This window comes from Moraxella sp. CTOTU49803, from assembly GCF_032097965.1.
Lineage (GTDB): Bacteria > Pseudomonadota > Gammaproteobacteria > Pseudomonadales > Moraxellaceae > Faucicola > Faucicola tetraodonis.
Genome location: NZ_DAMCJP010000001.1, coordinates 875,696 through 889,182, shown reverse-complemented (window position 1 = coordinate 889,182; position 13,487 = coordinate 875,696). Strand labels below are relative to the sequence as shown.

Annotated in this window: 7 protein-coding genes; 3 read left to right on the top strand and 4 right to left on the bottom strand. The window is 44.6% G+C overall.

The annotated features are described in order from the left end of the window. Window positions 1–206 precede the first annotated feature (206 nt). Complete coding sequence (locus tag RT422_RS03870; protein WP_313421355.1) at window positions 207–1,529, bottom strand: MFS transporter; 1,323 nt, start codon at window positions 1,527–1,529, stop codon at window positions 207–209. A 129-nt stretch (window positions 1,530–1,658) separates the two neighbouring features. Between RT422_RS03870 and RT422_RS03865 the strand changes: the two genes are divergently transcribed. Together RT422_RS03865 and RT422_RS03860 are read left to right on the top strand one after the other, a co-directional pair. Then, a complete protein-coding gene (locus tag RT422_RS03865) occupies window positions 1,659–4,955 on the top strand; it encodes a BamA/TamA family outer membrane protein (RefSeq protein ID WP_313421353.1) in 3,297 nt (1,098 codons plus the stop codon). 160 nt (window positions 4,956–5,115) lie between these two features. Further along, window positions 5,116–9,897, top strand: coding sequence for a translocation/assembly module TamB domain-containing protein (locus tag RT422_RS03860; RefSeq protein WP_284034168.1), 4,782 nt, complete (start codon window positions 5,116–5,118; stop codon window positions 9,895–9,897). Between the two features lie 97 nt (window positions 9,898–9,994). Here RT422_RS03860 and RT422_RS03855 read toward each other — a convergent pair whose 3' ends face one another. Together RT422_RS03855 and RT422_RS03850 are read right to left on the bottom strand one after the other, a co-directional pair. Further along, on the bottom strand, window positions 9,995–10,618 hold the full coding sequence (locus RT422_RS03855; RefSeq protein ID WP_062330883.1) for a TetR family transcriptional regulator: 624 nt from the start codon (window positions 10,616–10,618) through the stop codon (window positions 9,995–9,997). Between the two features lie 94 nt (window positions 10,619–10,712). After that, window positions 10,713–12,101, bottom strand: a complete 1,389-nt coding sequence (locus tag RT422_RS03850; protein WP_313421352.1) for a deoxyguanosinetriphosphate triphosphohydrolase — start codon at window positions 12,099–12,101, stop codon at window positions 10,713–10,715. 389 nt (window positions 12,102–12,490) lie between these two features. Between RT422_RS03850 and RT422_RS03845 the strand changes: the two genes are divergently transcribed. Further along, on the top strand, window positions 12,491–12,736 hold the full coding sequence (locus RT422_RS03845) for a hypothetical protein (RefSeq protein WP_007115268.1): 246 nt from the start codon (window positions 12,491–12,493) through the stop codon (window positions 12,734–12,736). 108 nt (window positions 12,737–12,844) lie between these two features. On the opposite strand, the gene rsmD is transcribed toward RT422_RS03845, so the two are convergent. Further along, window positions 12,845–13,468, bottom strand: coding sequence for a 16S rRNA (guanine(966)-N(2))-methyltransferase RsmD (gene rsmD / locus RT422_RS03840; RefSeq protein ID WP_313421350.1), 624 nt, complete (start codon window positions 13,466–13,468; stop codon window positions 12,845–12,847). Window positions 13,469–13,487: the final 19 nt, after the last annotated feature.

Here is a 13,487-nt window from a genome sequence, read left to right as displayed (position 1 = left end):
ACTAACTTTTAACCGGTTACAAAGTAACTGAAGTTAACAACAACGTTTCTTTGCCAAACGATAACAAATAGCAACATTTTGGACTCAAATGAAAAAATGGCGCAAAACCCCTTATTTATCCATTACTTGTCATCCATCGGTTGCCTAGCATTCCTAACTATTTGTACTCACTATTTAACGGGGCGATTAAATAGGGCGATAGAGTGTTATTCATGAATCATAATGGGCTTGGCAGGGCTATATTTTTTTAGTTTTAAAAATAGCCATATGCCCATGACCAAATTTATCACCCCGACAATCGCAAATAGCATCGGCAGGCTCACGTTAACTAGCGTCAAACAAACAATCGAAAAAATCGCCGAACCCACCATAAATACGGCATTTAAAATATTGTTGGCACCGATAATGCGAGCACGGCTTGTTTCAGGTGAATAAGCTTGCATATAGGCGTATAAAGGTACAATATAAATACCGCCTGAGAAACCCAATAAAAACAAATCGACAAACACACGAATAGCACCTTGCGTGGCAAAAATCATACCGATACTATAGTGCGCGTTGTTGGCGAGTGGCGGCAAATGCATCGCTGAAAGCGTCAAATACAAGTCAATAGCAAAAATCGTCAATCCTGCAATCCCAAAGGGCAACAGCTTTAAACTCACTTGGTTTTTGGTCAACGTTTTACATAACAGTGAGCCAAGCGCCGTACCGACAGAAAACAGTGTTAATAAAAATATCACGACGCTTTCATCGCCTAGCAAAATAGACTTGCTAAATTCAGGTACTTGGGTCAAAAACGTGGCACCATAAAACCAAAACCAACTATTACCCAAAATGGTAAACCACATAATCGGTAAGCGATATAGATTGGCAATGGTTTGCCAGCTAGTACGAAAGATATTCCAGTCGATGGTCAAATCAGGCTGCGGCGCAGTCATAACGGGAATAAACCGAGAAGCCAAGTAGCCAATAATCGCCACAAAAACCGTCACCCCAGATATCCAAAACAGCGGACTGTCTAACTTCATCAATACGCCAGCCAGCATCATCCCTGTCAAAATAGCCAGTGACGTACCCATTTGAAACAGCCCATTGGCTCCTACCAGCTCATCGGTAGTCATGGCTTGGGGTAGATAGGCGTATTTGATAGGACCAAAAAACGTCGAATGGGTACCCATCAAAAATAACGCAACAAATAAGAGCGGATAAATCTCAAACACAAACCCAAATGCAGCAACGACCATGATGACGATTTCAAGGATTTTAATCAGCCTTGTCAGCCAAGATTTTTCATATTTATCAGCGATTTGACCCGCCAAGGCGGAAAACAAAAAAAACGGCAACACAAACAGCATCGCCGCCAGATTGTTGAGCAAACTGACACGCATTCCCAATTTTGCCGCTGCCATAAAGGTCAGTACTAAAATCAAACCTTGCTTAAATACATTGTCATTAAATGCCCCTAAAAACTGGGTGGCAAACATGGCACTAAACCGTTTGTATTTAAAAAGCGCAAATTGGGTACTCATGAGCAATCCTAGAAATGTCTGATGATGACTATCTTAACAAATATTTTACAAAGGGTTGCGAAAATGTTTGGTTAGTAAAATGTTTATGCTAAAATCGCCTAGTGCTCGCTCAAGGATTTGATTTTTATCATGAAACCAATAAATTTGCTACCCTATCGTCAGTCAACCGCATTGACCGATAACCCGTTTAGTTTTTTTTATGCCAGCTCTCCACTATCGTCAAATCCTTGTCCGTCAAATCCTCGTCAAAGCCCCGTCCAGTCTAGCGTATCAAACCATTCGCTGTTTCGCTTGACCCCCATACGTTTGGCAATTACCTTGGTTGGTGTGGGTGTGGTGCCTGCTTGGGGGGCACAAACGCCAATAATGTCAGCTACTGTTAATAGTTTAGCTAATACTTCAGCTCACAGCACAGTTAATACTTTAGCTAATAGCTCAGCGACGAATAGCACGCTAACCACTAGCAGCGCAGCGCAGACCACCGCCAATGATAGCAAGAGCACAACGGCAACGCAAAATGCCATCCCTGCGGCAACTGCGCAAGATAGCATCACAACCGATGCCAACACCGCCCAGCCTTATCTGTATCAACTCAATCAGCAGCGCGTTGAAGATAAAATTGGTCAACAGCTCGATAATCAGACCTTGGCAGACTTTAATAATTTTAACCAACCTGTGGCGACGTTGAAACAAAATCAACCTAGTGTCGGCTACAGTAAAGCATTAGACCAAGCAACACCGCAGTCGGTTGCCAATCAAATCAACAATAGCAAGCCTGCACCCATGGCAACCATGAACACTCAGGCGCAAGCACAAATCACTGAGCAGCTAACAAGCGAAAAGCAGAATTTCGACGCGATTAATCAAAAGGTGAGCGAGCAAACCAATTTATCTAATCAAAATATCGCTAACCAAAATATTGCTAATCAGAATCTGACTAGTCAAGGCGTCGCCAATGATGTCAGCAATATCAAATCCACCGACACCATCAATCCCAATGATTACTTGCCCGCCTATCAACAGCAAACAACGGCATTGACCACCCCACAAGCCAACTCAACCGTGACCGCAGAGCCGCAAGGCATCATGGCGCGTTTGAAGAACAAAATCATTGGTCGCGGCGAAGGGCTAAACTATATTGATATCAGCTTTGCCAATGCAGATGCCAAACTCGAGCCTGCGCGTAATATCAAAGCGGCGTTGGAAAAAGTGACCGTCGAATCGGTGTCGGATTTTAATGCCAGTGTAAACAAATTACGCCAAATTGCCAAAGATGCGGCAGAGGCGGTGGGTTTTTATGACACTAAAATCGCCTTTAAGCATTTAGGCAAAGACAATATTCAAGTCAGCTTAGAGGTCGGCAAACCCGTCATCGTGCAAAATCGCATCATTGATATCCGTGGTGAAGGCGGGGAAGGCGATAACGCGCTGCCGGTGTATCCTGTGATTGAAAAAGAAATCCCGCCCAAAGAAGGGGATGTGTTCAGTCATGGTATCTATAAAGCCGCAAAGGCCACGATTGAAGGCGTCGCGCAGACCAATGGTTACTTTGATGCCAAATGGCTCAATAGTTCGGTGGATATTATTTTGCCGGACAATACCGCCGATGTTGACCTAATTTATGACACAAAGACTCGCTATCACTTTGATGATGTGAAGATATATAGCATTGATAAGCAAGGCAATTTCACCGATGACCCAAATAAACTGCCTTTAAAGCCAAAGCTGATCAAAGCCTTAATGACGTACCAAAAAGGCGATGCCTACTATCAACCCTTTGTTACCGAATTTACCAACAATTTGACTGCCACCCGTTATTTTAATGGGGTGGATGTGGATGTCGTCATGCCATCGGACGAAGCGGCAAGCGATATCGCATTTGAACAATCGGGCTCGGCGACGCTCAGCAATGCCAACAGCAGCAATACCACAGCCGACAATACCGCGGACACTTCTGATACATCCGCCGGTATTTCACCCGAAAATTCAACCGATCAAAGTCTCGCATCTCAAAGTAAATCAGCTCAAAGCAACTCATCTGAACTTCAATCCGCAGGTACTGTCGATAGCACGACGCAAAAAACCGTCAATCAGGTGCAAGACCCCAATGATATCGCGCCGATTCAATTTGAAGTCGATGATTCGACCGAACAACGTCTCAATGCCATCAGCCGAAAAGCCAAAAATTTATTGGCCGCACCCGAAGATATGGAGTTATCACCCGAGGCTGAAAATAAAAGTAAAAATCCGCTGGTGGTCATTGCCAATGCGGTCAGTAAAACGGCAAAAAAATTGGATAAAGACAAAGACTTACCCATTAAACCACGAGAAGGCCAAGTCATACCAAAGCTCACGCCACAACAAGTGTATGAAAGAAAGCAAATCCCAACCTATGTGGTACTCAATGCCACCAAACCCCATGAGGCACAAGTGGGTTTGGGTTATGAAACGGATGTGGGCGTGCGCTTGACCGGTAAATACCAAAACAACTTGGTTAACCGAAGTGGCTTGCAGACTGGGGCATCAGTGGCGTTATCCAAAGTCGATCAAGCGGTGGAATTTACTGCCAGTTTACCCTATAAGCATCCCCTTAACGATAAGCTGACAGGCACAGTCGGCTATCAGCACAAAGAAGTTGATGACCTAGTCAACACCTTTGAAGCGGACACGGTCTATGCCAGTATCGCCCGCAATATTTATCATGATAGTGGTTGGAATCGCACCTATTCACTGCGCTACCGCGGCGATAAATTGACCGTCGACCCTGAAAAATATAGCACCGATAGCTTGCCTTATCCTTTTAACAACTACGCATCGGACTATACCCAACAAGCTTTGTTGGCAGGTTATGCAATCAATAAAACAGTAGCAGACAATATGCTGACGCCAACGTGGGGTTATAGCCAACGTTATTCGCTTGAAGTCGGTGCTAAAGGGGCGCTGAGTGACACCAATATGGCCATTCTACGTGCGGGTGGTACGGGGATGTATACTTTTGGCAAAGATAACAAACAACAAGTGATCGGGCGACTGGATTTGGGCTATCTATATAGCGGTGATTTTTATGATGTGCCTTACCGTTCACGCTTTTTTGCCGGCGGTGATTCTAGTATCCGCGGCTACAACACCGATAGTTTAGGACCGACCTATGGTGGCGAAAATTTCTTAGTCGGCGGTGATGCGTTAGCAGTAGGGTCGGCAGAGTATAACTATGAGTTTAGACCGAGTTTTCGGGGCGCTGTGTTTACCGACTTTGGTAATGCGTATGATACGACTGGCGAATATGATAACGCAACGGCGGTCAGTATTGGTACAGGAATCCGCTGGCAATCACCGATAGGCTTGGTACGGCTCGATGTGGCAAAAGGTCTGACCGGGGATAACAACGATGTCCGTTTACATTTCTTTATCGGTTCACCGCTATAATAATTTGGCTAAAAATTATTGCATTATTTTGTGCAAGGTTTTTAGTTAAGATTTTTGGATAAAAGTTTGCTAGTATGTGAGGTTTATCCAATATACTGCCCATATACAGCGCATACAACCTGTGTTTTTGTAGTTAGCCAACGATTAATTTGCGATATTAATGAAAGACGACAACAACAACGAACCGTTACCCGAAGATGGCACAGATACAGATGTCACTAAGCCTGACGATAAATCGTTGGTAGATAATGACCTAGACGCTAACATAGACACTGAAAATCTAGACACTAAAAGTCCAGACGGTGAAGATTTAGACCCTGCAAAAAAAGAGGTGGGTTGGCTTCGGCACTGGTATCGGCAGGGTCTTGTCAGCAAAATTGTTATTGTGTTAGCCGTTATTTTGATTGCAATTTTGTTAGGGGCTTATTATGCCGTCGGCACCCCGTGGGGTACACGGTTACTTATCAATGCCATCGTTCAAGAAACAGGTATCAGCCTAACATACGGCAAAGGCAATCTTCGTGATGGTATCTGGGTTTACGATCTTAAAATCCCTAACAATCCCCCCAAAAATTATGTCGAAGTCACCGTCGATAAAGCCTATGTCAAAATTGGCTGGCGCGCGCTCATCCATAAACAAGTGCATTTGCGTGAAGCCAACATCAATCGCATGGTTATCACCTACAAAAAACCACCAACCAACAAGCCCTTTGATTACCCACGCATTGCACTGCCTGTAAACTTAACCTTAGATGACGTAAAAGCGAATTTAGTGCGCTATCAGCAAGTGACCCGCGACCCCATCGATTTTAAACAAGCGCATATCCAAGATTTTACTTGGTATGATACTAAAATCACGGTTGGCGAAGGCAAATTGGCGTATAACAATTTATTAAGCGTCGATAAAGTCAAAGGCAAAATTGATTTGCAGCATGATTATCCGCTGGATGTGACAGGACTGGTTATTGTCAATTCATTGTCAAAAGTGTATGTCGATGCGCTTGATACCCATGTTACAGGCAGTTTGAAATTTTTGACCGCGGATATAAAGAGTAAATACAATAAATCGGATGTTACCGGGCACGTAACAGCGCAGCCGATGGATAAAAACGCGCCATTTAATGCCAAACTTGAATGGAAAGATGTGTTATTGCCCTATGCCACCAGTCAAAACATCCATCTAAAAAATGGCTTAGCGACCGCAACAGGCGTGACCAATAATATACAGCTGCGTATCAATGCTGATTTGACTGCCAAAGATATCCCCGATGGGCATTATCAAGGTCGCGGCGTGATTGCCAATCAAAAACTCAGTATCGAATACCTCACGGCTAAGGTCGCGCAAGGCACATTGACGAGTCAAGGCACGATTGATTGGCATGACCGCACCCGTATTGCCCTAATGAATACGGGTAATGACTTTAAGATTCGTCAGTTGTTGCCAAAAGACATCGCACCGTATGCACCAGAGACTTTAACAGGCAAATTAGGCATCGTCTATGATGTGGCAACCGATAAATTGCCGATGCAAGTACGCGCAAATCTGCGCCAAGATGATGGTGAAATTATCAATGCCGATATCCGACAAGCCAAAGGCAACCATAAACCTTATACTATCGATGCCAATTGGCAAAAGCTGATACGTCACAATCTACCGAATATTGGCGAGCTTAACAGTCCCAATGGCAAAGCGCAGGTGATTTTTCAGCCGGCAGACGGCAAGCGACCCAGCAGTGTACAAGCGCAAGTCAATGCCAATATACTAAAGCTCAATCAAGCCCCAAGCGGTAATTATCAAGTCAATGTCAATAAAACAGGTCAGATAGTTGACATCACTCAATTGCTGTATCAAGGTGTGGCAGGTAATTTGGCAGGCAATGGTAAAATCAAACTTGCCAGCGGCAATCAGCCGTTAGCTTGGCAAATCAATGCCAAAACCAATCATTTAAATGCCCACAGCATTTTAAATAGCATCCCGCTGCAAGACTTGTCGGGCAATGTGGTTGCCAGCGGCACCCTGCAACGTATTCGCCAAGCCAATCGAGCGGTGTTGAACCGTCATGATGTCACCATTAACCAAATTGACATGACAGGGGATTTATTGGGCGCCAACAATAGTAAAAAACACTTAGCGTTAAAAGGCACAGGCAAAGTACGTGCCGATCTACTCGGCAATAAGTTATCCTATATCGCCGCCAAATTTGATGGTAGCCTCAATGCGCCAAACGTACCCGCAGGCTCGTTTAAATTTGATATTGCAGGCACGCCACAACAGCTCAAAATTAATCAATTTAGTCATCAAGGTAAAGAAGGCTATATCAACGCCAACGGTAGCATTGATATGAGTAATGGTGCCGGCTGGCATATCAATGCTGATATGAAAAATTTTGATGCCAGCTATTTTGTGCCAAGTCTGCCAAGCCAAATCACCGGTACCATCAATACCGATGGCTATTGGCGGGCAGGCGCTCAGTACATTCATATCGCCAATATGAACCTCAAAGGCAGACTAAAAAACCAGCCGTTATTGGCGACGGGTCAATTGACAGCAAAACTGAATTTGCCAAAAGACCTAAGTAGTCTGCGCCAAGTCATTGAAAATAGCGCCAATAGTCAAAAATACGGACAAATCCGCCGTCTTATTGAAAGTCTGCAAGCCAATAATCTGCTGGTACAATGGGGTAGCAATCGCATCACCGCCAATGGCAACCAAAATCAACTGGTGACCAGTATCGATATCAGCACACTCAATCAGCTAATGCCGCAGCTAAAAGGTATTGTCAAAGGCGGCATTATCTTAACCCAAGATAACAACCAAGCACTGCCAAATATCTATGTGGATTTAGTCGGGCGTAACATTTCACTGCCAAACTTTGTGGTACTCGATGCTAAAGTCACCGGCAAATTGGTCAATCTCGCCAAATCACCCAGTCAGTTACAATTGACTGCAACGGGTATTAACATCGCCAATCAACCGCTGCGCTCTGTGCAACTGTATTTTAACGGTACCCAAGACAATCACACCTTGGATGTCAAAGCAGATAGTACTAAAGGACAAGTACAAGCGACGCTCAAAGGTCGTATCGATCTTGCCAAAAAACAGTGGTCGGGTATGCTCGGTAATGGACAAATTGGTACCAAATATGCCAAGTTGCAACAGCTACAACCCGCCCAAATGCTATTTGGCTGGCAAAACCTGAATGTACAAATGGCGGCACACTGCTGGAAAATGGTGGGTCAGAACGGCAGTCTGTGTCTAAAAAACAACCTTGTGGTTAGTAATGGGCAAGGCAATGTCGATGTCAGCGTGCAACAAATTGATAGCCAAATTTTCTCTGTGGTGATGCCGCGTGATATCGCTTGGTCAGGAAAACTCAACGGCACCGCACTCGTTCATTGGCAGAAGAACCAACGACCCAGTATCAATGCCAGCTTCTTCACCGATAACGGCGTATTTGGCACTGCCGCACAAACCCCTGAAGAAAATCCAACGACCATTGCCTATGAGCGTATCAGTGTCATCGCCCGTTCAACCGCAGAAGGGCTAAAACTTCGTGCAGATATCAAAACCGCCAATGGCGCAGGCAATGGTTATTTGGACGCCACCGTCAATCCCTACATACAGTCAAAACCGATTTCAGGCACTGTTGTTTTTCAAGATATTGACTTGGCAGTATTTAAACCTTTCTTCCCATCCTTTGAACGCTTGACAGGTAACGGTCTAGTGGCAGGTAAAATCAGTGGCTCATTAATGCAGCCCAAATTTGTCGGCGATATTGAGCTACAAGATGCCGGTCTTAGCATCACAGGTGTGCCGATGCGCTTTGATAAGATTAATGTGTTATCGCACGTGGCAGGCAATCAAGCCTCTATTGATGGGTCGTTTGCCAGTGCAGGCGATGGTCAAGGTACCATTACCGGTACAGTTGACTGGACACGTGAGCTGCAAGCCAAGCTGAAGCTGCAAGGTAAAGACTTACAAGTGAGCCAGCCGCCTGCAATTACTGCCATTATTAATCCAATTTTTGATGTGATTGTCAAACCTAGCCAGCGCTACGTGAATATCGTCGGCGTGATTGATGTGCCTCGTGCTACCATTCGTCCACCAGAGGCCACAGGCAATGTGGTGAGCAAATCCCCAGATGTTAACGTGATTGATAGACGCTTGATGGGTCAGATTGATGACGTACTAAAAGTCACTCAACCTTGGAATATCAACGCGGATGTGGGTGTAGATCTCGGCGATCGCATCAGCTTCCAAGGTTTTGGGGCACGGCTACCATTGGCGGGTGCGCTGCATATCACCCAGCGCGGTCAAGGCACCATGAAAGCAGAAGGCGTGGTGCAAGTATCACGCCGCTCAAAAGTCGAAGTGTTTGGTCAAAGCTTGACTCTAAACTTTGCGCAAGTTCGGTTCAATGGTGAAGTGATGAAACCACTGCTAAACGTAGAAGCAGTAAAAGACGTGCAAGGCGTACAAGTGGGTGTCAAAGTCAAAGGCAGTGCCAGTGCACCAAGTATCACCGTATTCAATAATGGCGGACTCAGTGAACAGCAGGCGATGAATGCGTTGGTGACGGGTAGCCTAAATAACAATTCAGGTGAAAATACCAACGAACAAGACTTTAGAAACCGTGTCAACAATACCATTGCCGCAGCAGGGTTAAGTTATGGCTTAAGCGGGACGCGTAAATTTACCAACCAAATTGGTCGGGCATTTGGGTTGCAGCGTTTGACGTTAGATGCCAATGGCTCGGGCAATGACACTTTGGTCAGTCTAACGGGGTATATCACCCCAGACTTGTTTATACGGTATGGGGTAGGCGTGTTCACCTCGCAGCCTGAGCTCAGTATGCGTTATCAATTAACAAGACGCTTGTATATTGAGGCTAAATCCGCCATCAATAATTCTGTCGATTTGATTTATAACTGGCGTTATTAACGGGTCAATAAATAGTAATAAAAAAGGCTGAGTTAATGCTCAGCCTTTTTTGGTTTCACTGTTTGTTGGTTTCACTGTTTTTTAGCTTAAGTTTTGGTTAAGGGCACCAATTACGGACGCCATAAAACAGCACTTGCGCCTGTTTGATACAGCGATTGAGATACTCTTGTTTACCTTGTATCTCTGTGGGATCAAATTTGAGCCATTTATACACCCAGGAAAAATACATATTCACGCCCATATCCGCAATCAACAGGCGCACTTCTTGATTTAAATGTCCAAAGGCAGGCTGCATGGCCAAATCATCGGTCATGATTTGCGCAAACAAGCTGATTTGTTCATCGAGTGCATGTTGCACAGCTTGGTTACCACCATAGCGCTCAGAGACAATGAAGTGCCAGTGCAATGACGCGTGCTCCACACTTTCCAAAAAGAAACGCACGCTTGAGGCAATTTGACCTTCATGCGTTCGGGTGCGACCCAGCTGCAAATGATCGCGCAGACTTTGCAGCGTGTGACCGAGTTCTTCATTGACTAAGCAGGTGCCAAGCTCATCGATATCCTGAAAGTGTCGGTAAAAAGCCGTCGGCACCACGCCCACTTCGCGGCTAATCTGGCGAAGTGAAATCGACGAAAACGCATGCCCTGACCTCGATAACTGAAGCACCGATTGAAAAAAGGCTTGACGGGTTTGGCGTTTTTGCAAGTCACGGCTAGTCATTAGGTATCCAATCAGCGGGTTAAATAAGGAAAAATATTCTAAGCCGAAAACGCCAAATATACAATCGTTGACGATTGATGCTCAGCGATGAGGTTTAAATATTCACCGACCAATTGCCCTTTAACGCTTGCGCGAGCCGATAGGCTTCATGATCATTCATGCCAGTCAGCATGTCTAAAATACACAACATATTTTGATAAACATCATCCCCTAATTGCCGACTGACATTGCTTAAATGGGCATTTAATAGATTAAGCAGGCGTAATTGCTCAAACTGAGAAATACTGTCTGTGGAATCACCCGTCAACGCCAGCGGCATAAACGCATCAAGTAGCGTATGTAAACAGCGGTTTGACATGATTTCAACGCGTACCTTGCTCGGATGTTGAAAAATACGGGTATTGGCTAGGCTTTTGGCTTCACTGATACTACTGCGTACATTATTGGGGCAGTAGTCAAATAAGCTGCCTGTCAGCTCACCTGCCAATAAGGCGGCTTGATTGGCAACAAAGGCATCAGTGACCTTGTCCACCAATCGCCGCATTGCTCGACCCCGTAGCGCGGCTAATTTTTGGGTGATAGGGGCATTGGTTGTGACTTCAGGCGGTACCCCAAGCCGTTTACCGACGAGTTTGAGCAGTAGTGGCTCAACTTCATGATACGCTAACATACCCAGTAAAATCCCATCTTCCAAATCAATTAGCGCATAACAAATGTCATCGGCGGCTTCTAGCAAATAAGCCAATGGATGACGCGCGTAACCTCTTGGGGTCTTGGCTAATTGCAGCTGCTCCGCCAAATCATGCAAAAACGGCGCTTCACTTTCAAAACAGCCAAATTTCTTGAGCGTTAAGGGCGAGGGCAGTGAGTCACTGTCACTGACTGGGTTGATAGGGGTGGAAAGATAAGGGTATTTCATAAAAGCGCCCAGTGTCGCCGCTGTCAGGCGCATGCCACCTTCATCGGGATGATGCTCGTTACGAGTCAGCAGTCGAAAGCCTTGCGCATTGCCTTCATACGCTAATAAATCTATTTGCTGGCGTGGGGTAAGCCGCCTTAGATACTGGCGCTGGGCAGGCTGAAAAAACCAATCTCGAATCGCCTGTTCACCCGTATGCCCAAACGGGGGATTACCGATGTCATGTGCCAAACAAGCTGCCTGCACAATGACTCCCATGTCCGAAATCGTAAAGCCGCTTGGCAAGTCATTACCGAGTTTCTCCGCGCTCATCATCCCTAGCGAGCGACCAATACAAGATACTTCAAGCGAATGGGTTAAGCGGGTATGAATACCCATCTCATGGGTTAACGGATGCACTTGGGTTTTTTGATTCAATTGGCGAAAAGATTGCGAAAAAACCAGCCTGTCATAGTCCTTATGAAATGCTGTCCTTGAGCTCTTGGATTGGGTGAACTGATTGCCATGATAGATAGGTTTGGCAGATAACAGCGCTTGCCATTGCTTGTGTGTATTTTTTTTCATTATTATTTTCAGTCTTACAGAAAAATGGGGTGGATAGGATTAACTAACTAGCTAATTGATTCTAGCTAGATAATTGATTATTAACCAGTTTGGATGAATATTTTTTCAAAAGTTTGATGACACTATACCATTTATCGCAAAAAAATGACCAAATAGGAATTTTTCTGATAAAACAATTGTGTAATTTTTTATTATTGTTATAATTTAGTAACAAATACATTGTAGAATGTAATCAATATAAGATAAATGTAATGTTTGATTACCTTTGTACATATGTACATAGCTTTTGTGGCAATACAACCTATAGCTTTAGCCCATGGTTGTTTGCTAAAAAAAGTAACACAATGAAATTTAATCGGTTAAATTTCAAATTTTTTAGGACACAATTTATGATCCATCAAGCTAACAATACGAACGATAAAGATGCCGATGATAGTGTAGAAGTGACGCGCCATCAATCCAAAATCAACATTCATAGTGTTGTGCTGGTGATTATGTTAGCGCTCGTGGTGACATTTTTGATGGTGGTTGGGGTCAGTTATCTGTATGAAGCCAACAACTTAAAAGGACAGTCATCAAAATATTTATGTCCGTCAGCTTCTGCCGTACAAGTGGGTATATGCATTAAAAGCTAATAGTGGGTTTGCTATTAGGCGTGAATGGTTATTATATCTGCCGACTGGGTTAATCCAGTCGGTTTTTTAATGGCTAAGTTCAAGGGCTTTGAATTGAAATGCTTTAAATTAAAGCGCTTTTAGCTGATAAATGCCGGCAAAAATTTGCCCCATTTTTTTATATTTAAGTGGCTCAAGTGACGCGGTAAAAGATTCTAACAGGTGGCTATGATCTTGATCGCTTTCGATATACAGTAATGTCTGCGGATGGATTAACTGATGGTCTATTAACCCATGCAAAATTGTATCCCATAACGCTAGTTGATAAGGCGGGTCGATAAACACCACATCAAACGGCTCAGTGTTTGCCAATTGTGTTAAGGCATGTTGTATCGTAGCTTCCATTGTCACAATTTTTGTATCAGCAATACCTAACAGGGATTGGGTGGCTTTAATGTGCCTACATTGCTCATGGTTAGGCTCGATAGAAGTTAACTGCTTGGCACCCCGCGACAAGGCTTCAAAACCGAGCACCCCACTACCAGCACAGCAATCTAGTACCTTGGCATTGACTAAATCATCGGCAAGCCAGTTAAATATTGTCTCTCGGACACGGTCGGGTGTCGGTCGTAACCCATCGGCATCGATAAACGCTACCAAACGCCGCCGATACTCGCCGCCGATGATACGGACGTGAGAAATAGGGGGGGATTTGGTGGCTTTATTGGCTCGTTTGCTAATTTTGGACATCATGGTTTAGAAATCATAGTTT

Excerpts from the sequence above, each read along its gene's own strand:
- RT422_RS03855 (WP_062330883.1), bottom strand. The coding sequence starts at position 10,618 with ATGACTAGCCGTGACTTGCAAAAACGCCAAACCCGTCAAGCCTTTTTT.
- rsmD (WP_313421350.1), bottom strand. The coding sequence starts at position 13,468 with ATGATGTCCAAAATTAGCAAACGAGCCAATAAAGCCACCAAATCCCCC.
- RT422_RS03865 (WP_313421353.1), top strand. The coding sequence starts at position 1,659 with ATGAAACCAATAAATTTGCTACCCTATCGTCAGTCAACCGCATTGACC.
- RT422_RS03845 (WP_007115268.1), top strand. The coding sequence starts at position 12,491 with ATGATCCATCAAGCTAACAATACGAACGATAAAGATGCCGATGATAGT.
- RT422_RS03850 (WP_313421352.1), bottom strand. The coding sequence starts at position 12,101 with ATGAAAAAAAATACACACAAGCAATGGCAAGCGCTGTTATCTGCCAAA.
- RT422_RS03870 (WP_313421355.1), bottom strand. The coding sequence starts at position 1,529 with ATGAGTACCCAATTTGCGCTTTTTAAATACAAACGGTTTAGTGCCATG.
- RT422_RS03860 (WP_284034168.1), top strand. The coding sequence starts at position 5,116 with ATGAAAGACGACAACAACAACGAACCGTTACCCGAAGATGGCACAGAT.